The 20,653-nt window shown below is 75.2% G+C and carries 20 protein-coding genes; 10 read left to right on the top strand and 10 right to left on the bottom strand.

The genetic code is table 11. The features are described from left to right. Both ACRYM6_RS15215 and argG read left to right on the top strand, forming a co-directional pair. A partial coding sequence (locus tag ACRYM6_RS15215; protein ID WP_432543721.1) for an FAD-linked oxidase C-terminal domain-containing protein occupies positions 1-526 on the top strand: 526 nt, incomplete at its 5' end. Positions 527-572: 46 nt separating this feature from the next. Beyond that, positions 573-1,988 (top strand): argininosuccinate synthase, encoded by a 1,416-nt coding sequence (argG, locus tag ACRYM6_RS15210; RefSeq protein ID WP_432543720.1) that lies wholly within the window; start codon positions 573-575, stop codon positions 1,986-1,988. 80 nt (positions 1,989-2,068) lie between these two features. Here argG and ACRYM6_RS15205 read toward each other — a convergent pair whose 3' ends face one another. Next, a complete protein-coding gene (locus ACRYM6_RS15205) occupies positions 2,069-2,533 on the bottom strand; it encodes a YbaK/EbsC family protein (protein ID WP_432543719.1) in 465 nt (154 codons plus the stop codon). A 286-nt stretch (positions 2,534-2,819) separates the two neighbouring features. Here ACRYM6_RS15205 and ACRYM6_RS15200 point away from each other — a divergent pair, with 286 nt between their 5' ends. Genes ACRYM6_RS15200 through ACRYM6_RS15185 form a run of 4 tightly spaced genes read left to right on the top strand, consistent with a single transcriptional unit; the run spans position 2,820 to position 5,671 of the window. Continuing rightward, positions 2,820-3,101 (top strand): hypothetical protein, encoded by a 282-nt coding sequence (locus ACRYM6_RS15200; RefSeq protein ID WP_432543718.1) that lies wholly within the window; start codon positions 2,820-2,822, stop codon positions 3,099-3,101. Between the two features lie 24 nt (positions 3,102-3,125). Then, positions 3,126-3,743, top strand: a complete 618-nt coding sequence (locus ACRYM6_RS15195) for an MBL fold metallo-hydrolase (protein WP_432543717.1) — start codon at positions 3,126-3,128, stop codon at positions 3,741-3,743. A 34-nt stretch (positions 3,744-3,777) separates the two neighbouring features. Then, entirely contained in the window at positions 3,778-4,365 is a 588-nt protein-coding gene (locus ACRYM6_RS15190; protein WP_432543716.1) for a hypothetical protein, read from the top strand. A 58-nt stretch (positions 4,366-4,423) separates the two neighbouring features. Beyond that, positions 4,424-5,671: an acetamidase/formamidase family protein gene (locus ACRYM6_RS15185; protein ID WP_432543715.1), complete on the top strand. Its 1,248-nt coding sequence runs from the start codon at positions 4,424-4,426 to the stop codon at positions 5,669-5,671. Between the two features lie 17 nt (positions 5,672-5,688). On the opposite strand, the gene ACRYM6_RS15180 is transcribed toward ACRYM6_RS15185, so the two are convergent. Together ACRYM6_RS15180 and thiE are read right to left on the bottom strand one after the other, a co-directional pair. Further along, entirely contained in the window at positions 5,689-6,999 is a 1,311-nt protein-coding gene (locus ACRYM6_RS15180) for an MFS transporter (protein ID WP_432543714.1), read from the bottom strand. Positions 7,000-7,051: 52 nt separating this feature from the next. After that, a complete protein-coding gene (gene thiE, locus ACRYM6_RS15175; protein WP_432543713.1) occupies positions 7,052-7,726 on the bottom strand; it encodes a thiamine phosphate synthase in 675 nt (224 codons plus the stop codon). 164 nt (positions 7,727-7,890) lie between these two features. Between thiE and thiO the strand changes: the two genes are divergently transcribed. Genes thiO through moeB form a run of 4 tightly spaced genes read left to right on the top strand, consistent with a single transcriptional unit; the run spans position 7,891 to position 11,346 of the window. Next, a complete protein-coding gene (thiO, locus tag ACRYM6_RS15170; protein WP_432543712.1) occupies positions 7,891-9,108 on the top strand; it encodes a glycine oxidase ThiO in 1,218 nt (405 codons plus the stop codon). A 59-nt stretch (positions 9,109-9,167) separates the two neighbouring features. After that, positions 9,168-9,365: a sulfur carrier protein ThiS gene (gene thiS / locus ACRYM6_RS15165; RefSeq protein WP_432543711.1), complete on the top strand. Its 198-nt coding sequence runs from the start codon at positions 9,168-9,170 to the stop codon at positions 9,363-9,365. After that, the gene (locus tag ACRYM6_RS15160) at positions 9,362-10,189 is read left to right on the top strand and encodes a thiazole synthase (protein WP_432543710.1); all 828 of its coding nucleotides are present in this window, start codon (positions 9,362-9,364) and stop codon (positions 10,187-10,189) included. The genes thiS and ACRYM6_RS15160 overlap by 4 nt, the downstream gene beginning before the upstream one ends. Beyond that, entirely contained in the window at positions 10,186-11,346 is a 1,161-nt protein-coding gene (gene moeB, locus ACRYM6_RS15155) for a molybdopterin-synthase adenylyltransferase MoeB (RefSeq protein WP_432543709.1), read from the top strand. Before ACRYM6_RS15160 ends, moeB begins: the two co-directional genes overlap by 4 nt. Before the next feature lie 55 nt (positions 11,347-11,401). Here the strand turns inward: moeB and ACRYM6_RS15150 are convergent, their stop codons facing one another. From ACRYM6_RS15150 to ACRYM6_RS15120, 7 genes are all read right to left on the bottom strand, one after another. Beyond that, positions 11,402-12,205: a FadR/GntR family transcriptional regulator gene (locus ACRYM6_RS15150; protein ID WP_432543708.1), complete on the bottom strand. Its 804-nt coding sequence runs from the start codon at positions 12,203-12,205 to the stop codon at positions 11,402-11,404. A gap of 56 nt (positions 12,206-12,261) precedes the next feature. Beyond that, positions 12,262-13,029 carry an SDR family oxidoreductase gene (locus tag ACRYM6_RS15145; protein ID WP_432543707.1) on the bottom strand — a complete coding sequence of 256 codons (768 nt, stop codon included), beginning with the start codon at positions 13,027-13,029 and terminating at the stop codon, positions 12,262-12,264. Continuing rightward, complete coding sequence (locus tag ACRYM6_RS15140) at positions 13,026-14,087, bottom strand: zinc-dependent alcohol dehydrogenase (protein WP_432543706.1); 1,062 nt, start codon at positions 14,085-14,087, stop codon at positions 13,026-13,028. Before ACRYM6_RS15140 ends, ACRYM6_RS15145 begins: the two co-directional genes overlap by 4 nt. A gap of 46 nt (positions 14,088-14,133) precedes the next feature. After that, entirely contained in the window at positions 14,134-15,456 is a 1,323-nt protein-coding gene (locus tag ACRYM6_RS15135; protein WP_432543705.1) for an L-fuconate dehydratase, read from the bottom strand. Between the two features lie 85 nt (positions 15,457-15,541). After that, positions 15,542-17,938 (bottom strand): glycosyl hydrolase family 95 catalytic domain-containing protein, encoded by a 2,397-nt coding sequence (locus tag ACRYM6_RS15130; RefSeq protein ID WP_432543704.1) that lies wholly within the window; start codon positions 17,936-17,938, stop codon positions 15,542-15,544. A 37-nt stretch (positions 17,939-17,975) separates the two neighbouring features. Beyond that, complete coding sequence (locus ACRYM6_RS15125) at positions 17,976-19,634, bottom strand: type 2 periplasmic-binding domain-containing protein (protein ID WP_432543703.1); 1,659 nt, start codon at positions 19,632-19,634, stop codon at positions 17,976-17,978. A gap of 81 nt (positions 19,635-19,715) precedes the next feature. Further along, positions 19,716-20,561, bottom strand: a complete 846-nt coding sequence (locus tag ACRYM6_RS15120; protein WP_432543728.1) for a carbohydrate ABC transporter permease — start codon at positions 20,559-20,561, stop codon at positions 19,716-19,718. Positions 20,562-20,653: the final 92 nt, after the last annotated feature.

Here is a 20,653-nt window from a genome sequence, read left to right as displayed (position 1 = left end):
GCCCCCCGGAGGCCGCGCGCCCCCCCCCCCCCCCCCCCCCCCCCCCCCCCCCCCCCCCCCCCCCCCCCCCCCCCCCCCCCCCCCCCCCCCGGCCGAGGCCGAGGACCTGCTCGCCACCCGGCGGGCCGCGCTGCCGGCCCTGGAGGCGACGGGGGACGTGTTCATCGAGGACATCTCCGTGCCGCGCTCGCGGCTGGCCGACGCGGTGCGGGGCGTGCAGGCGATCTCGGCGCGGACGGGGGTGCGGATCGCGACGGTCGCGCACGCCGGCGACGGCAACCTGCACCCCGTCGTCGTGGTCGAGCGCGGCGGCACGGTGACCGAGGGGCCGGCGTGGGACGCCGCGTGCGCGGTGTTCGCGCTCGCGCTGGAGCTGGGCGGGACGCTGACGGGCGAGCACGGGGTGGGCCTGCTGAAGCGGACGTGGTTGCGGGCCGAGCTGGGGCAGGACTGCCTGGACCTGCAGCACGACCTCAAGCGCGTCTTCGACCCGCTGGGGATCCTCAACCCGGGCAAGGGGATCTGACCCCCGATCTTTGCATGTTCATGCAGGGGTGTGCATACTGTTCCGCATGTCCAAGGTGCTCACCTCCCTGCCCGCCGGCGAGCGCGTCGGCATCGCCTTCTCCGGTGGTCTCGACACCTCCGTCGCCGTCGCCTGGATGCGGGAGAAGGGGTCGGTGCCCTGCACCTACACCGCCGACATCGGCCAGTACGACGAACCCGACATCGCCTCGGTGCCCGGCCGCGCGCAGGCCTACGGCGCCGAGCTGGCCCGCCTCGTCGACTGCCGCTCCGCGCTCGTGGAGGAGGGCCTGGCCGCCTTGACCTGCGGCGCGTTCCACATCCGCTCCGGCGGCCGCAGCTACTTCAACACCACCCCCCTGGGCCGCGCCGTGACCGGCACGCTGCTGGTGCGCGCGATGCTGGAGGACGACGTCCAGATCTGGGGCGACGGGTCCACCTACAAGGGCAACGACATCGAGCGGTTCTACCGCTACGGCCTGCTCGCCAACCCGGCGCTGCGCATCTACAAGCCGTGGCTGGACGCGGAGTTCGTCACCGAGCTCGGCGGCCGCAAGGAGATGTCGGAGTGGCTGCAGGCGCGCGACCTGCCCTACCGCGCGAGCACCGAGAAGGCGTACTCGACCGACGCGAACATCTGGGGCGCCACCCACGAGGCGAAGCGCCTGGAGCACCTCGACGTGGGCGTGGAGCTCGTCGAGCCCATCATGGGCGTCCGGTTCTGGGACCCCGCCGTCGAGATCGCCCCCGAGGACGTGACGATCGGTTTCGAGCAGGGCCGCCCCGTCTCCCTCAACGGCGCCACCTTCGACACCGCGGTCGACCTGGTCCTGGAGGCCAACGCGATCGGCGGCCGGCACGGGCTGGGCATGTCCGACCAGATCGAGAACCGCATCATCGAGGCGAAGTCCCGCGGGATCTACGAGGCGCCGGGCATGGCCTTGCTGCACGCGGCCTACGAGCGCCTCGTCAACGCGATCCACAACGAGGACACCGTCGCCAGCTACCACAACGAGGGCCGCCGCCTGGGCCGCCTCATGTACGAGGGCCGCTGGCTGGACCCGCAGTCGCTCATGCTGCGCGAGTCCCTGCAGCGCTGGGTCGGCAACGCCGTCACCGGGTCGGTGACGCTGCGGCTGCGCCGCGGGGAGGACTACTCGATCCTCGACACGCAGGGCCCGGCGTTCAGCTACCACCCGGACAAGCTGTCCATGGAGCGCACCGAGGACTCCGCGTTCGGTCCCGTCGACCGCATCGGCCAGCTGACCATGCGCAACCTCGACATCGCCGACTCCCGCGCCAAGCTGGAGCAGTACGCCGGGCTCGGCATGGTCGGCAGCTCCCAGGTCAGCCTCATCGGCGCCCTGGAGGCCGGTGGCGCCGAGGCCATCGCCTCGCGGGGCGAGACCAGCGAGGAGGACGAGCTGCTGGACCGCGCGGCCATGGAGGCCGGGACCGACTGACCCCGCCCGCCCCGGACGGCCCGCCGCCCCGCACCCGCGCGGGGCCGGCGGGCTGTCCGTCGTCCGGGGGGGGGGAGGGCTCAGGCGACGCGGACGGGTTCGGCGTCGCAGATCCGCACGAGCTCGGCGAACGTGGTGGGGAACACCGCGTGCGGGGTCCCCGCCGCCGCCCACACGACGTCGTGGCGCAGCAGGTCGACGTCGATGACGGTGCGCAGGTGCCGGGGGTGCCCGACCGGGGAGACCCCGCCGATCGGCTGGCCGGTCGCGGCGCGGACCGCGGGGGCCTTGGGGCGGGTGAGCTCCCGCGCCCCCAGGGCGGCCGCCGTCGTCGCCACGTCGACGCGGTGCCCGCCGCTGGTCAGCACGAGCACCGGTTCGCCGTCGGCGAGGAACACCAGGCTGTTGGCGATCGCGCCGACCGGGCAGCCGAGCGCGTCGGCCGCCTGCGCGGCGGTGCGCGCGGAGGAGTCGAGCTCGACGACCTCGCCGTCCGCGCCGGCCTCGCGCAGGGCCTGGGCGACGACGACTGCGTTGCGGTGCAAGGGGACTCCTCCGCTCGGGACGGCCCGCCACCCCCGGTGGCGGGACCCGGCCGGTCGGCGCCCCGCCGGGCCGAGCCGGTCGGAACCGCGGCGACGCGGGACGGTACCGCCGAGCTTGGCGGGGATCGGCCGGGTGCGCACGCCCGGGGGGCCGTTCCGGGGGGCACGTCACCCGATCGTTACGTACAGTTCGATCGTGGGACCCAGCGTGAGGACGGGTGGACCGGGCCGGTGGACTTCCCGCGGGCGCCGTGCACGACGCCCGGTCCTGGGACAGGATCGCACCGTGGCCGTCTGGCGATCCTTCATGGACCTCGTGCACCTCATCGGCGCCCTCGGCTGCCTCGCCCTCACCGGTGGGTTCGCCGCCCAGGGCGACGGGGCCCGCGCCACCTTCTACGGCCTGTGCACGATGGCGTTCGCCGTCACCCTCGCCCGCAGGTGGAGCCAGCGCGCAGCGCTGGACCACGCCCACCACTCCCCCGCGCCCGCCGTGGTCGACCTGCGCGACCGCACCACCACCGCACCCACCACCGCGACCGCCCGCGAGGTCACCGGACCGCGCTGAGGACACCCTCGGTAGCGTCGCGCCATGGCCTCCACGACGACCGCCACCGCCACGCTCGACGAAGCCCACGTGGGCGAGATGGACAACGTCGCCTACGTCGTCCGCTGCCGCGGCACCGGCCGCCGGCTCCTCGTCGACGCCGCCGCCGAACCCGAGACCCTCCTCGCCCTCGTCGACGGCGACCTCGACCTCGTCGTGACGACCCACCGCCACCACGACCACGTCGGCGCGCTCGCCGCCGTCGTGGAGGCCACCGGCGCCCGCACCGCCGCCGGCGAGGACGACGCCGACCACCTGCCCCTGCCCGTCCAGCAGCGCCTCGCCCACGGCGACACCGTCCGCGTCGGCGACGTGCAGCTCGAGGTCGTCCACCTGCGCGGGCACACCCCCGGCTCGGTCGCGCTGGTGCTGCGCGACCCCGACGGCCCCGACCACGTCTTCACCGGCGACTCGCTGTTCCCCGGCGGCGTCGGGAACACCTCCGGCGACGCGCGGGCCTTCGACCGCCTGCTCACCGACGTCACCGAGCGCCTGTTCGACGTGCTCGACGACGACACCGTCGTCCACCCCGGCCACGGCGCCCCCACCACCCTCGGCGCCGAGCGCCCGCACCTGGCGCAGTGGCGCGAACGCGGCTGGTGAACCGGACCGACGGCGGCAGTGGGAGGGTTGACCCATGGGACTGGGCGGGGCGCCGGGCGAGTACGCCGACTACGAGTGGTTCGACCTCGCCGAGCTGCCCGACGACGTCGTCCGGGTCGGCCCCGACCCGCTGAGCGACGCGCTGCGCGAACTGGTCCGCGGGTACCCCGTGTGGGCCGGGCAGGGCGCGACCCGCGTGCTGCTGGTCGACCTGGACAACCTGCGCGCGGGCCCGGCCCGGCTGCGGGCCCGGCTCGCGGTGGTCCTGGACCTGGCCCGGCAGGCCGACCGGGTCGCGCTCGCCGGTCAGGTCGGGGCCGTCGCCCGCTCCCGGCCGTGGCTGGAGGAGTTCGCCGACCGAGCGCAGGCCGTCCCCGACGGCGCCGACGTCGCGGACCTGGCGCTGCTGGCGGCCGCGCGCGAGGTCCCCGACCCGGTGGAGTTCGTGGTGGTCAGCAACGACGGCATCTTCGCCGACCTCGCCGAGCGGGGGGACCTGACGCTGCTGTCACCGGGGGTGGACGCCCTCAGCGACCGCCTGCACGGGGAGGCGAGCCTGCTCGTCGACCTCGCCGCCCTGGAGACCGAGGCCGCGGCCGGGCTGGTCCGCGCCTCGCGCTGAAACCCCGCGGAAACGGTCAGGACACAGCTGCGTCACAGCGACCTGGTGGTGTGCCGCCATGTCCACGCACCCCCTCCTCCCCGCCCGCCGTTCGCTGCTGCGCGCCGCCGCGGGCGTCACCCTCGGCTCCGGCGCCCTCGCCGCCACGACGGGCACCGCGGCGGCCGGCTCCCTGGTGGTCCCCGGTGTCCTGCAACCCGGGTGCGGCCCCCGCCGGGGCGCCTACGTCGCCTCCACGCCCGGCAACGTCCTGTGGGGGCACCTGCCGAACCGCGACACCGCACCGTCGGTGGTCGTCTCCTCCGGCGACGTCGTCACCCTGGACACCGTGTCCCACGAGGGGATCCTGGAGGACCAGGGCAAGGACCCGCGGGGCTACTTCTCCGGTTTCGGCGTGGCCGCCGAGGACGTCCTGGACGACGCGGTGGCCATCGCCGCGCAGGTCCCGCACGACGGCCCCGGCCCGCACGTCGTGACCCGGCCCGTCGCGGTCGACGGCGCGGTGCCCGGTGACGTCCTCAAGGTCGAGGTGCTGGACCTGGCGCTGCGGGTCCCCTACGGCGTCATCTCCAACCGCCACGGCAAGGGCGCGCTGCCGGGGGAACTGCCCGAGAAGTGGGTGGGGAACCCGCTCGTGGCGGACTACTTCAACGTCGGCGGGAACATCAGCGTGTTCACGTCGGTGGCGACCAGCGGCGGCGGTCTCGTCGGCGCGCTGCCCGGCCCGGTCCCCGCGCGGTTCCCGCTGGCCCCGTTCCTGGGCACGATGGGCGTCGCCCGCGACACCTCCGCGATGGTCGACTCGGTGCCGCCCACCGACGCCGGCGGCAACATGGACGTCAAGGACCTGGTGGTCGGCTCGACCCTGTACCTGCCGGTGCGGGTGCCGGGGGCGATGTTCTTCGTCGGCGACCCGCACATGGCCCAGGGCGACGGCGAGGTGTCGCTGACGGCCATGGAGGGTTCGCTGCGCGCCACCGTCCGGTTGTCGATCGTGCGCCCCGGCGAGGGCGGCGCCCCGCGGCAGACCCGCGAGTTCCCGTTCGCCGAGACCCCCGACCACTGGATCCCGATGGGCCTGAGCGACCCGGACGGCCCCCTCGGCGAGGGGCAGGGGACCGACCTGGACGTGGCGGTGCGCGACGCCGTGCGGCACGCGCTGGACTTCCTGACCTCCGACCTGGGCATGCCCGAGCCGGTCGCGTACGCCTACCTGTCCGCCGCGACCGACTTCCACCTCTCCCAGGTCGTGGACCGGACCGTCGGGGTCCACGCCACCATCAGGAAGTCCGACTTCCCGTCCTGACCGACGGCGCGGCGCGGCTACCCGTCCAGGGCCGCGCCGCGCCGCTCCGGCAGCAGGAAGCTCGCCGAGGCCGCGACCGCGAACGCCACCCCGAACACCACGAACACCAGCGCCGTCCCGCCGGACCCCACGAGGAACGGCACCGACAACGGGGCCAGGATCGAGGCGAGCCGCCCGAAACCGGCCGCGGACCCCGCGCCCCGGCCGCGGACCGACGTCGGGTACACCTCCGGCGTCACCGCGTACAGCGCACCCCACGCCCCCAGGTTGAAGAACGACAGCGCCATGCCCGCGGCGAGGATCGTGCCGTGCGAGTCGGCGCCGGCGTACGCCAGCGCGGACAGCGCCGAGCCGACGAGGAACACCGACAGCGTCCGGCGCCGCCCCCAGGTCTCCACCAGGACCGCGGCCAGGGCGTACCCGGGCAGCTGCGCCAGCGTGATGATCAGCGTGAACTGCAGCGACCGGACGACGGTGAACCCGTCCTCCACCAGCAGGCTCGGGATCCAGGTGAACGCCCCGTAGTAGCTGAAGTTCACGAAGAACCACACGAGCCACAACCCGGCGGTCCGCCGGCGCAACCCCCCGGACCAGATGCCGCGCGTGGCGACCGGCGCGGGGTCGGGGACCAGTTCGGCCGACGACGTGATCCCGGCCGCGGCCTCGAACTCGCGGACCACGGCGGTCGCCTCCCGCGTCCGCCCGCGCGCCAGCAGGAAGCGCACCGACTCCGGCAGGCCCCAGCGGACGACGACGGCGTACACCGCGGGCAGCGCCCCGATCGCCAGCGCCCACCGCCACCCGTCGTCGGAGGTCGGGACGAGCAGGAACCCGATGAGCGCGGCGACCGTCCACCCGACGGCCCAGAACGCCTCCAGCAGCACGACGACGCGACCGCGGATGCGGCGCGGCGCGAACTCGCTGACCAGGGTGGAGGCGACGGGCAGTTCGGCGCCCAGCCCCAGCCCGACGATGAAGCGGAACACCAGCAGCGCACCGAGCGACCACGACAGCGCGGCGGCCCCCGTGGCCAGCCCGTACACCAGCAGCGTCAGGGCGAACACCTGCCGCCGGCCGATCCGGTCGGCCAGCAGCCCCCCGAGCGTCGCCCCGACCGCCATCCCGGCGAAACCGACCGAGGCGATCCAGGACTGCTCGGTGGGGCTGAGGTCCCACTGGGTCCGCAGCGCCAGCAGGACGTACGCGACGAGGCCGACGTCGAGGGCGTCCAGCGCCCAGCCCACCCCCGAGCCGACCAGCAGGCGGCGGTGCTTGGCGGTGAAGGGCAACGCGTCGAGGCGTTCGGAGACGGTGGTGGGTCCACTCACACCCGGCGAGCCTAGGCCCTGCCGCGGACCGCACCCGCCGGCGGCGGCCGCCTCAGTCCCGCGGCGGCAGCCGGCGCAGCAGCGCGGTGGTGGCCGCGGCGGGGTCGTCGGCCCCGGTGAGCGCGCGCACCACCACCACGCGGCGCGCGCCGGCCTCGACGACCTGCTCGACCGTGGACAGGTCGATCCCGCCGATGGCGAACCACGGCACGTCCCCGGCGGTCGCGGCGGCGTGGCGCACCAGCTCCAGGCCCGTCGCGGCCCGGCCGGGTTTCGTGGGCGTCGCCCAGGTGGGACCCACGCAGGCGTAGCCGACGTCGGGGTCGGCGACGGCCGCGTCGAACTGCGCCGGGGAGTGCGTGGAACGCCCGATCACCGTCCCGGGTCCGACCAGTCGCCGGGCCGCGGCGGGCGGCAGGTCCCGCTGCCCCAGGTGCAGGACCTGCGCACCGGCGACGGCGGCGACGTCGGCGCGGTCGTTGACGGCCAGCAGGCGCCCGTGGCGGCGGGTGGCGGCGGCGAACACCTCCAGCAGCTCCAGCTCCTCGGCGGCCTCCAGCCCCTTCTCCCGCAGCTGCACCACGTCGACCCCGGCGGCCAGGACGGCGTCGAGGAACTGCTCGAGGTCGCCCTCGCGGCGGCGGGCGCCGGTGCACAGGTAGAGGCGGGCGGCGGCGAGGGCCGCGCGGGTGTCGCCGGTGGCCGGCGCGGGGGTGGGGACGGGCACGGCGGGGAGTCTGCCAGGCGGGGCGGGAAACCGGGACGGGGCCGCCGGGCGGGGCGGGGGTAGGGTGGCCGCACCACGGGAGCCCGGGATCGCGGGCTGAGAGGGCGAGCGCACTCGCCGACCGTCGAACCTGCTCCGGGTCGTGCCGGCGAAGGGAGTGCTGAGTGGTTCCCCCCGGGAAACCCTCGACCGCGCCGGGTGCGCGGCGCGGGGACGTGCGCGCCGACGTGGTGGTGCTCGGCGGTGGCGTCACGGGTGCGGCATGCGCGTGGCGGCTGGCGCAGCGCGGGTCCCGCGTGGTGCTCGTCGACCCCGACGAGACGGCGGGCGCCTCGCGCGCCGCGGCGGGGATGCTGGCCCCGGTCAGCGAGCTGCACCACGGCGAGGAGGACCTGCTGGCGCTGTGCCTGCGGGCCGCGGGCGGTTTCGCCGGCTACGCCGCCGAGGTCGCCGCCGCGTCGGGGCTGGGCACGGGCTACCGCGCCAGCGGCACCCTGGCGGTCGCCCTGGACGCCGGGGACCGGGCCCGGCTGGCGCGGGTGCGCGAGGTGCAGCAGGCGCTGGGCCTGGAGGTCGAGGCGCTGACCGGGCGCCAGTGCCGCCGGGCCGAACCGTTCCTGGACCCGGCCGTGTGCGGGGGCAGCCTGGTGCGGGGGGACCACCAGGTCGACCCGCGGCGGCTGCTGGCGGGGCTGCTCACCGCGGCCGAGCGCGCCGGGGTCCGGCGCGTCCGGGCCCGCGGTGAGGTGGTGGTGCGCGACGGGCGGGCGGCCGGGGTCCGGCTGCCGGACGGGAGCCGGGACGGGGACCTGCCCGTGGACCGGCCCGCGGACCTGCCGGCCGACGTGGTGGTGCTGGCCACCGGCGCCCGCGCCCAGAGGCACGTGCCGGTGCGGCCGGTGAAGGGTCAGGTCGCGCGGCTGCGGATGCCCGCCGGTGAGCACGTCCTGCAGCGCACCGTGCGCGGGCTGGTCCGCGACCGCGAGGTGTACCTGGTGCCCCGCGAGGACGGGGAACTGGTGGTGGGCGCGACCACCGAGGAGCGGGGTTTCGACGAGCGCGTGACCGCCGGCGCGGTGCACGACCTGCTGCGGGACGCGCAGGCGCTGGTGCCCGCGGTGGCCGAGCTGGAACTGGTGGAGGTCCTGGCCCGCTGCCGGCCGGGTTCACCGGACAACCTGCCGCTGATCGGGTTCGGCGGGGTTCCCGGGCTGGTGCTGGCCACCGGGCAGTACCGCAACGGGGTGCTGCTGTCGGGGGTGACGGCCGACGCGGTCGCCGCCCTCGTCCACGGCGGGGACGTGGTGCCCGAGGTCGCGGCGTGCGACCCGGGGCGGTTCGGGTCGCCGCGCGCGGCCCGGGAGGAGGTGCTGGTGCCGTGAGGACGGGGACCGCGGGGGGAACCGCGGACGGGATCGCAGCGGGGGACGTGGAGGTGTTCGTGAACTCCGAACCCCTGCGGGTCCCCGCCGGGTCGAGCGTGGCCGACGTCGTGGCGCGGTTCGCGCCGGACGCCGTGGACGGGCGCGGCACCGCCGTGGCGCTGGGCGAGGAGGTGGTGCCCGCCGGCGGCTGGGCCCGCACGCCCGTCGCGGCGGGGGACCGCCTCGAGGTGCTGCAGGCGGTGGCCGGCGGATGAGCGCGCTCGACACGGTCCCCTCCCCCGCCGACGCCCCGGGCGCCGGCGACCCGCTGGTGATCGCCGGGCGGACGTTCCGGTCCCGCCTGATCACCGGGACCGGCGGGGCGGCCAACCACGAGGTCCTCGAGCGCGCGCTGCGCGCCTCCGGCACCGAGCTGACCACCGTGGCGCTGCGCCGGGTCGACCCGTCCGCGCGTGGCTCCCTGCTGGACGTCCTGGACCGGGCGGGCGTGCAGGTGCTGCCGAACACCGCCGGCTGCCGCACCGCCCGGGAGGCGCTGCTCACCGCCCGCCTGGGCCGCGAGGCCCTGGGCACGGACTGGGTGAAGCTGGAGGTCGTCGCCGACGAGGAGACCCTCCTGCCGGACGCCGTGGAACTCCTGGACGCCGCCGAGCAGCTCGTCGACGACGATTTCACCGTCCTGGCCTACACCAACGACGACCCCGCCCTGGCCCTGCGCCTGGAACGGGCCGGGTGCGCGGCGGTGATGCCGCTGGGCGCGCCCATCGGCACCGGCCTGGGCATCCTGAACCCGCACAACATCGCCCTCATCGTCGAGCGCGCCGGCGTGCCGGTCGTCCTGGACGCCGGGGTCGGCACCGCCTCCGACGCCGCGCGCGCCATGGAACTGGGCTGCGACGCGGTGCTGCTGGCCACCGCCGTCACCCGGGCCCAGGACCCCGAGCTGATGGGGTCGGCCATGCGCCACGCCGTCCTGGCCGGGCGCGCCGCGCACCGGGCCGGGCGCATCCCCGCGCGGGCGCTGGCGCAGGCGTCCTCGACGTGGACCGGTCTCGCGCAGTTCGGGGCGGCCGGGTGAACCCCCTCGTCGAACCCGCCGAGGGGCTCACCGCGGAGGAACGCCGCCGCTACGCCCGCCAGTTGCTGCTGCCGCAGGTCGGGGAACTGGGCCAGCGGCGCCTGAAGGCGGCCCGGGTCCTCGTCGTCGGCGCCGGCGGCCTGGGGTCCCCGGCCCTGCTGTACCTGGCCGCGGCCGGGGTGGGGACCCTCGGCGTCGTCGACGACGACGTCGTCGACGAGTCGAACCTGCACCGGCAGGTCCTGCACGGCACCGCCGACGTCGGCCGGGCCAAGGTCGACAGCGCCGCCGACGCCGTGGCCCGCGCGAACCCGCTGGTCCGCGTCGTCCGCCACCGCGAGCGCCTCACCGCGCAGAACGCCGAGGACGTCGTCGCCGGGTACGACCTCGTCCTGGACGGCTCGGACAACTTCGCCACCCGCTACCTCGTGAACGACGCGTGCGTCCTGACCGGGCGGCCCTGGGTGTGGGGTTCGGTCCTGCGCTTCGACGGGCAGGTCGCGGTGTTCCGGGACGGGCACGGGCCCACCTACCGCGACCTGTTCCCCACCCCGCCGGCCCCCGGGACGGTCCCGTCCTGCGGCGAGGCCGGGGTGCTGGGGGCGGTGTGCGCCGCCGTGGGTTCCGCGATGGTCGTCGAGGCCGTGAAACTCCTCACCGGCGCCGGGCAGAGCCTGCTGGGCCGGGTGCTCGTCCACGACGCGCTGGCGATGACGTGGCGGCCGTTGCGCCTGAACCCCGACCCGCGGCGGGCGCCGGTCACCGCGGTGGAGCCGGTCGAGGGCGCCGCGGACCGCGAACCCTCTCCCGGCCCCGCCGGGGCGGCCCCGGACCTGCCGGAGGTGGACGCCGCCGGGCTGGCGCACCGCCTGCGCGAACGGGCCGCCGGCCGCGACGGGTTCACCCTGGTGGACGTCCGCGAACCCGACGAGCACGCCGCGTTCGCGCTGCCCGGCGCGGTCCTGGTCCCGCTGGCGGACGTGCTCGCCGACCCGGGGCGCTTCGACCCGGCCCGGCCGCTGGTGCTGCACTGCGCCGGCGGGGTCCGGTCGGCCCGCGCGCTGCGCGCCGTCCTCGCCGCGGGGCACCCCGACGCCGTCCACCTGCGCGGCGGGGTCGCCGCCTGGAACGCCGCCGGTCTGCCCGGCGACGGCTGACGGGCCGTCCCGCAGGCGGTCCCGCGCGGTCCGCGACGCGGCGGACCGGGCGGGCTCACCGCGGCTCGGCGGCGTCCGGCGACGCTCCCGGCGCGAGGACCTCCAGCGCCAGGTCCTCGGGGATGCTCGTCTCCTGGGACAGGTACTGCTCGACCCCCAGCAGGTGCGCGCCCATCAGGATCCGGGCGGCCGGGGCGTCACGCCGCACGACGGCGGCGAGGATGGCGCGGTGCTCGGCGTGGCTGCGCTCGTCGGCGCCGTCGTCGCGGATGGCGCGCCACATGCGCCCGCGCACCGTCCTGCTGGCCAGCGCCTCGATCAGCGCCTCCAGCACGGCGTTCTGCGACGCCCGGGCCAGGACGCGGTGGAACTCGATGTCGATCTCCATGTTGCGGCGGTGGTCGTCGGCGTCGCCCTCGGAGCGCACCTCGAAGCGCCGCAGCACCTCCTCGGCCCGCTGCAGCGACTCGGCGTCGACGTGCATCGCCGCGGCACCGGCCGCCTCGACCTCCAGGACGCGGCGCACCTGCTGCAGCTGCCGCCCGCCGTCGGCGCTCTGCAGGTCGACGACGAAGCTGACCGGGCTCAGCAGCAGCCGGGCGTCCAGGGAGGTGACGTACGTCCCGTCACCCTGGCGCGTCTCCAGGACCCCCATCGCGGCCAGCGCGCGCACCCCTTCCCGGAGGGTGCCGCGGCTGACGCCCAGCCGCGCGGCCAGCTCCTTCTCCACGGGCAGGCGCGCGCGGGGCCCCAGCTCCCCGGAGACCAGCATCTGCTTGATGCTCTGCACCACGGCCTCCGACTGCGAGCGGGAGCTGGGGGCGTCCTCGCTGTCCGGAGCCGGTCGCAGGGTGTCCATCGCCTGACCGTAACCCCCGCCGGGGTGCCGGCCGCACGGACCTCGCGCCAGCACCGTCACCGGCTGAGCCACCCCCCGTCCACGGGCAGGACGACACCGTTGACGTAGTCGGAGGCGCGCGAGGCCAGGAACACCGCGGCCCCGGCCAGGTCCTCGGCCCGGCCCCACCGGCCGGCGGGGATCCGCTGCAGGATCGCCGCGGACCGGTCGGGGTCGTCCCGCAGGGCCTGCGTGTTGTCGGTGGCGACGTAGCCCGGGGCGATGGCGTTGACGTTGACCCCGTGCGCGGCCCACTCGTTGGCCAGGGCGCGGGTCAGGGCGGCGATGCCCGACTTGGACGCCGCGTAGCCGGGGACGGTGACCCCGCCCTGGAAGCTGAGCAGCGACGCGGTCATGACCACCTTGCCCGCCCCGCGCTCGAGCATCCCCCGCCCCACCGCCTGGGTGAGGATGAACGGGGCGTCGAGGTTGACCGCCAGGACCTCGTCCCACCGCTCCAGGGGGTGCTCGGCCGCGGGGGCGCGCGCGATCGTCCCGGCGTTGTTGACCAGGACGTCCACCGGGCGCTCGGCCCCGGCCAGCCGCCGGGCCAGCTGCTGCACGGCGGCGCGGTCGGAGAAGTCGCACGCGACGCCCTCGAAGCGCCGTCGCGCCGCCTCCACGCGACGGCGCACCTCGGTGTCGCCGTTCGACAGCGAGGAACCGACGCCGGTGACGTCGGCTCCGGCGTCGGCCAGGGCCCCGGCGACGGCCAGCCCGATGCCCCGGCTGGCACCGGTCACCACGGCGTGCCGGCCGGAGAGGTCGAAGAGGTTCGTCGTCACTGCGACCGGCCCACCTGGATGAGCACCTTCAGCCCGCGCCCGGCGGCCAGTTCCTCGACGGCCTGCGCGGTCTGCGCCAGGGGGCGCACGCTGCTCACGATCCGGTCCACCGGGACGATCCCCCGGGTGAGCAGGTCGATCGCCTCCTCCACGTCGCGCCGTTCGTACACGCGGGCACCCACGAGGGTCAGTTCGCGCCAGAACACCCGCTGCAGGTCGACCTCCCGCGGGGTGGGGTGGATCGCGACGACGACGAGCGTGCCCCGGACCCTGGCGAGCCGGGGGGCGACGGCGACGGCGGCGGCCGCGCCGGACACCTCGAACACCACGTCGGCACCGGCGCCGCCCGTCCACTCCTCGACGAGCCGTTCGAGGTCGTCGCGGGGGTCCAGGGTGCGGAAACCCAGGTCCGCGGCCCTGGCGCGCCGCTGCTCGTCGAGCTCGACGACCACCACCTCCGCGCCGGCCGTGCGGGCGACGGTGGAGATCAGCACGCCGATGGGACCGGCTCCCAGCACGACGACGCGCTCACCGCCGCGCAGGCCGGAGCGGCGGACGTCGTGGACGGCGACCGCCACGGGTTCGGTCAGCGCCGCGTCGTGCAGCGACAGGGAGTCGGGCAGGGGGACGACGGTGCCCGCCGGCACGGTCCACGACTCCTGCAGGGCCCCCGGGGAGTCGATGCCGACGAAGGTGAGGTTCTGGCAGACGTGCTGGTGGCCGGCGAGGCAGGCCGGGCAGGTGCCGTCCCACACCAGGGGCACCACGACCACGCGCTGGCCGACGACGAGCTCGCCCACGCCCTCGCCCAGTTCGGCGACGACGGCGCTGGCCTCGTGGCCGAACACGAGGGGGCGCTGCACGCGGGCGTCCATGGCCCCGTGGACGATGTGCAGGTCGGTCCCGCAGATCCCGGTGTAGGCCACCTCGAGGCGGACCTCGCCCCGCGCCGGCGCTCGCACCGCACCGTCGGTGACGGTGACGACGCCGTCACCGACGTACGCGGCCATCCTCGTCGTGGTCGTGCCGGTCGTGGTCGTGCCGGTCGTGGTCGTCATGGTCGTCCTCCGTCGTGGGGAGCGTTCGATGGGCACGGGGGGTGGTTCACACCACCTGCTGGGCGGCGACGCCGGGACTGGCCCAGTGGGCGCCGAACGGGAACGAGTACGTCTCGAGGGTGGCGGCGTGCACCTCGGCGGAGTACCCCGGCGCGCGGGGGACCCGGTAGGCACCGTTCTCGACGACGCACGGGTCCACGAAGTGCTCGTGCAGGTGGTCGACGAACTCGGTGACCCGCCCCTCCAGCGATCCGGAGACGACGACGTAGTCGATGATGGACAGGTGCTGGACGAGTTCGCACAGGCCCACGCCACCGGCGTGGGGGCACACCGGGACGTCGAACTTCCTGGCCATGAGGTAGACGGACAGGATCTCGTTGAGGCTGGCCAGGCGGGCGGAGTCCAGCTGGCAGAAGTCGAGGGCGCCGGCCTGGAACATCTGCTTGAACAGGACCCGGTTCATGCCGTGCTCGCCGGTGGCCACCCCGACGGGGGCCACCGCCGCCCGGATCGCGGCGTGCCCCAGGACGTCGTCGGGGCTGGTGGGTTCCTCGATCCACAGGGGCGAGAACTCCGCGAGGCGGCCGACCCACTCGATGGCCTGGGGCACGTCCCAGACCTGGTTCGCGTCGATCATGAGGTGGGCGTCGGGGCCGATCACCTCGCGGGCGATCCGGCAGCGGCGGACGTCCTCCTCGACGTCGGCCCCGACCTTGAGCTTGACGTGGCGGTACCCCTGGTCGACGGCCTCCTGGCACAGGCGCCGCAGCTTGTCGTCGGAGTACCCCAGCCAGCCGGCGCTGGTGGTGTAGCAGGGGTAGCCGTCGGCCTCCAGCTCGGCGATGCGCCGGTCCCGGCCCGGCCGGGCCTCCTCCAGCATCCGCAGGGCCTCCTCGGCGGTCAGGACGTCGCTGAGGTACTGCAGGTCCAGCACGTCGACGACCTCGCGGGGCGTCATGTCCGCGACGAAGCGCCACAGGGGTTTGCCGGCCCGGCGGGCGGCGAGGTCCCAGACGGCGTTCATCACCGCGGCCATCGCCAGGTGCTCGACCCCCTTGTCCGGGCCCAGCCAGCGCAGCTGGGAGTCGGACTTCAGCCGGCGGTAGGTGCCGCCGAGGTCGTCGGTGACCTCCTGCACCGAGCACCCGATCAGCGGCAGGGCGCGTTGCTCGGCGGCCATCACGCAGATGTCGTTGCCCCGCCCGATCGTGAAGGTGAACCCGTGGCCGGACAGCTGCGGGTCGTCGGTCCGCAGGACGACGTAGGCGGCGGAGTAGTCGCCGTCCTTGTTCATGGCGTCCGAGCCGGCGGCGGTCGCGGAGGTGGGGAACCGGAGGTCGACGACCTCCACGGCGGTGATCGTGGTCATGGTGGCAACCTCGGGGTCGGGTCCTGGGCGGGGTGGGCGGGGCGGGAACTGCGTGGCGGCGCCGGGGCGCGGTGGCGGGTGGGTCTCAGCGCGGCCGGACCACGTACTCCGTCCCCTCCCGCGCGGTCCAGGCGTGGTCACCACCGGGGTCCACCCGCACCGGCACCGGCACGTCGTCCGCGGTGATCACGAGGCCGGCGGCGCCCGGGGCGCGCACGCGCAGTTCCCCGGCGCACCCGGGCACGACCCGGGCGCGGTGCAGGGTGGAGTCCGCCCACGTCACGTCGACGCCGTGCCCGCCCCGGGCGCGCAGGCCGCGGACGCTGCCGCCGGGCCAGCCCGGCGGGAGGGCCGGCAGCAGGTCCAGGGCGCCGTCGTGGCTCTGCAGGAGGGTCTCGGCGATGCCCGCGACGGCCCCGAAGTTCCCGTCGATCTGGAAGATCGCGCCCCCCGGCCAGTCCCCGTGGGGGTGCAGGTCCAGCAGCGAGTCCGACATCAGGTCCGCGGCGAGCACCCGCAGGTGCTCCTCGGCGCCGTCCCCGTCCCCGAGGCGGGCGGCCAGGCACACGACCCACGACCGGCTCCACCCGGTGTGGCCGCCGCCGTGGCCCAGCCGCTCCCCCAGCGCCCGGCGCGAGGCCTCCACCAGCGCGGGGTCGCGGCGGGTGGTGGTGCTGGTGCCGGGGAAGAGGCCGTACAGGTGCGAGACGTGCCGGTGCCCCGGTTCGGCCGAGGCCAGGCCGGGGCCCCACTCCTGCAGCACGCCGTCCACGACGGCCGGCGGGGCGAGCCGGTCCAGCGCGGCGCGCGCCTCCCGGGCCAGCGGGGGGTCCTGCGGGTCCTGGCCGGCGGCCGGTCCCGCGCGGTCCAGGAGGGTCAGGTAGTGCGTGAGGACCTCGCGGACGAGTTCACGGTCCATGGTCGACCCGGACGTCACGGCCGCCTGCGAGCCGTCGGGGAGCAGGAACGAGTTCTCCGGCGAGGTCGAGGGGCTGGGCAGCAGCGCACCGGTCCCCGGGTCGGGGACGAGCAGGTCCAGCGCGAAGGCGGCGGCCCGCCGGTGCACGGGCAGCGCCACCTCCTCCACGAACCCCTCCGGGGCCGAGCCGAAGTCGACGTGGTCGAACGTGTGGGCCGCCAGCCAGGGCAGCGCCGAGGGCCAGTTGGACCAGAACGGGCGGCCCGCGACGGCCCGGGTGAAGCGCCAGACGTCGGTGTTGTGGTGGACCGCCGCGCCCCGGGCGCCGTAGTCCAGCCGCGCGGTCTCCTCCCCCGCCTCGGCCAGGTCGCGGGTCAGGTCGAACAGCGGGGCGTGCAGGTCCCCCAGCCCGGTGGACTCCGCGGCCCAGTAGTTCATGGTGAGGTTGATGTTGGTCGTGTAGTTGCTGCTCCACCCCGGCCGGACGTCGACGTTCCAGATGCCCTGCAGGTTCGCGGCCTGGGTGCCGGGCCGGGAGGAGGCGATCAGCAGGTACCGGCCGAGGTCGAACACCCGCTGGGTCACGGCGACGTCCTGCTCGCGGCCCGCGGCGGGCTGCAGGTCCAGGTCGACGCGGTCGAAGAACCTCCGGTGCTCGGTCTCGGTGCGCCCGCGCAGCTCGGCGGTCGGCGCCCCGGCGGTGGCCAGGACCTGCTCGCGGGCCCGGCGGACCAGCGTCTCGACGTCGGCCGAGGGACGTTCGCGCCACCCGCGGAAACCCGTCACCACGGTGCTGGTCAGCCGGGCCGCTCCTGCGGAGAGGTGGACGAGGGCCGCCACGGCGAACCCGCCGCCGCGCGGCACGGTCCCGTCGGGCGCGGGCTCGTCCCGGGCGTACCGCACGGGGTCGTCGTCGGGGACGTAGTTGGGGACCACCAGCGCCGGGACCCGGCCCGCCGCCAGCAGCAGGGTCCCGCCGGCGACCTGCTCGACCCGCTGCACCAACAGCGGGTGCGGGCTGGTGAAGGCGACCGGGGGGAGGTCCGCGCCGGTCCACGGCCGCGGCGACCCGGCCACCAGGACGCTGTCGCCCGGCACGACGAACGCCTCGAGCTCGTGGTCGGCGTCGCCGCGCCGGTAGCGGGTGCGGGCCGTGGCGCGGGCCAGGTCCAGTTCGCGGACGTAGCCCTGCACGTCCGCGTCCGGGTCCGCCCCGGGTTCGTGCTGCCAGGTGAGCCGCCCGACGGGCTGGTAGGACTCGGTGTACCCGGGGGCGTGCAGCTGCAGGGCCAGCTCGTCGGCCCGGTGGTGGTCGCCGGCGGCCACGGCGTCCCGCAGCGCCGGCAGGACGTGCGCGGCCCCGCCGTCGGTGCGCGGTCCGACCGGTCCCCCCGACCACAGGGTGTCGGCGTTGAGGTCGAACGTCTCCGACCCGGCGCCCCCCGCGACGGTCACCCCCAGCCGGCCGTCGCCGAGCAGGAACGAGTCGGCGAACCGGGTGGCGGGCCGGTCGCAGGTGATGACGTGCCGGGACTCGTGCCGGGACTCGTGCTGGGGGGTCATGTCGCTCCGGGGTCGGTGGGGCTCGTGCAGGAGGGGGTCACTTGCTCGCGTCGTAGGCCTTCTGCTGGATCTCCAGGTACCGGGGCAGGCCCGTGCCCTCCAGCTCCTCGACGTAGGACGCCCACGCGCCGTCGTCGCCCACGTCGCGCGTGCCGGTGACGAACTCGGCGCTGGCCTGGCTGACGAGGTTCTCGATGTTGGTGGTCAGGTCGGCCACCTCGGCCGCCTCCTCCTCGGGCACCCAGACCGACCAGTAGGGGAAGACCTGGTCCTGCGGGACGAACGGCTCGTACAGCGCGCTGGCGTCGAAGAGCTTGCGCTCGTACCCGTCGGCGGGCTGCACCTGGCCGTTGCGGAAGTCGGCGTCGGAGTTGTACTGCGCCAGCGGTCCCCACCCGTTGTTGGCCGGCTTGACGTTGGGGTCGGCCTCGGGGACGCGGGCGAACGGCGTGAGCTCCTCGTCCAGGGCGGTCTCCCCCGCCACGGGCTGGAACCAGTCCTTCCCCTCGATGCCGAACTCGGCCCGGGCGTGCTGGTCCCGGGGGAACATGTAGTCGATCACCTTGATCGCGGCCACCTGCTCCTCCTCGCTGGCCTTGTTCGTCACGGCGAACGTGGCGCCGGGCATGCTGGGCAGGTTGTAGGAGGCGAACTGCACGCCCTGCGGGCCCTTCAGCGGCGGCAGGGCCTGGTAGGCCTCGTCGCGCTGGTCGTCCTGGCCGGTGGTCACGAAGAGGTTCGGGTGCAGGACGGTCGCCGCGCCCACCAGGGGCGCCTCCGCGTTGTCCCCCTTCGCGATCATCGCGTCGCGGTTCTGGGTGAAGGCGGCGGGGTCGATGAGCCCGGCCTCGTACAGCTTCGCCATGTAGGCCAGCGCGTCGCGGTAGGCGTCCTGGGCGGCCTGCAACGTCACCTCCCCGTCCTGCAGGGCGAGGGTCGAGGGGTAGGTCGCGCTGCCCTGCGGGTCGTAGAGGAACGCGTTGACGAAGTAGGGCAGCAGCAGGTCGTCGACGCTGGAGGTCAGCGGGATCTCGTCGGCCTGGCCGTTGCCGTTGGGGTCCCGGGTCTTGAACGCGGTCATGACGTCGAAGAACTCGTCGGTCGTGGTGGGCATCTGCAGCCCCAGCTTCTCCAGCCAGTCGGTGTTGATCCAGAGCTTGGCCTGGTAGGAGCAGTGGAAGCAGTCGTTCCACTGCGGCAGCCCCCAGATCTTGCCGTCGGGGGCCGTCGCCAGGGCCTTGAACTCGGGGTTCTCCTCGAACGCCTCCTGGATGTTCGGCGCGTGCTGCTCGATGAGGTCGTTCAGCGGCTGCAGGACGCCCTGCTGGCCGTAGCGCTGCAGGTCCTGCTGGGAGAACTGGTCCACCCAGGGCACCATGAGGAAGACCTCGGGGTAGTCCCCGCCGGCCAGCTGGATGCGGCGGGCCTCGGCGGCCGTCGTGCCGTCGTAGGTCGTGGTCTGCCACTCGAAGGAGGTGCCGGTGAGCTCCTCCATCTCCTTGGTGAACGCGTTCGTGGCCAGGTCCGTGTCGGGGCCCTGCGCGGCGAAGATCGTCAGCTTCTCCGCGTCGTTCCCCGAGTCCTCCCCCGCGGAGCAGGAGGTGGCCACGAGGGTGAGGGCGGCCAGCCCGAGGGCCAGAGGGCGGGCGGGGCGACGGGTGCGGGACCGGGCTCGGGATCGACGGCGTGCGGACACGGGGAGTCCTCTCGGTGGGTGGCGGCGACGACCGTGTCGCCGGGTGGTGGTGTGGAGCGCAGTGCTGGGGGCGGCGCGGGCTCAGCCCTTGACGGCGCCGACGAGGATGCCCTTGGTGAAGTACCGGGCGACGAACGGGTAGACCAGGAGCAGCGGGACGGTGGCGATGACGATGAGGGAGTACTTCAGCAGGTTCGCCAGCTGCTGACGTTCCATCATGGCGGCGGCGTCGGTGCTCCCGCCGGAGGTGTTGAGGATGAGGATGTTGCGCAGCACGATCTGCAACGGAGCCAGGTCCGCGTCGCGGAGGTAGAGCAGCGCGTCGAAGTAGGAGTTCCACTGCGCGATGCCGTACATCAGCGCGATGACGGCGATGAGGGGTTTGGCCAGCGGCAGGACGACGGTGAGCAGGATGCGCAGGTCGCTGGCCCCGTCGAGCTGGGCCGCCTCGATCAGCTCGTCGGGGATCGAGGCGCGCAGGAACGCGACGGCGATGATGACCTGCCAGACGCCGATGGCCTGCGGCAGCAGCAGCGCCCCGCGGGTGTCGAGCAACCCGAGGGCCTGCACGACGAGGTACGTCGGGATGATCCCGCCGGCGAACAGCATGGTGAACACGACGAACTTGGTGATGACCGTCCGCCCCCACAGGTCCGGGGTGGACAGGGGGTAGGCGATCATGATGGTGAGGGTGACGCTGATCGCGGCACCGGCGACCGTGTAGAACACGGAGTTGCCGAACCCGACGAGGATGGCCGAGTTGCTGAGGGCCACCTCGTAGCCGCGCAGGGTGAAGTCGACCGGCCACAGGAACACCCGTCCCGCCGAGACCGCCGCCGGCGAGCTGAACGAGCTCGCCAGGATGTACAGCAGGGGCGTGAGCACGAGGACCAGCGCGGTGGTGAGCAGGACGTAGACCGCGACCATGAACACCCGGTCGACCGCGGGGTCCTTCACCTGCTTGGCCCGGCCCACCTGCCCCCGGGTCCGGCCGGCCCGCCGGGCGCGCTTCCCGCTCC

It is taken from the genome of Kineococcus rugosus (genome assembly GCF_050871975.1).
Taxonomy (GTDB): domain Bacteria; phylum Actinomycetota; class Actinomycetes; order Actinomycetales; family Kineococcaceae; genus Kineococcus.
Note: the sequence above shows the minus strand (reverse complement) of the source record. Positions and strands in the feature narration are given on the sequence as shown.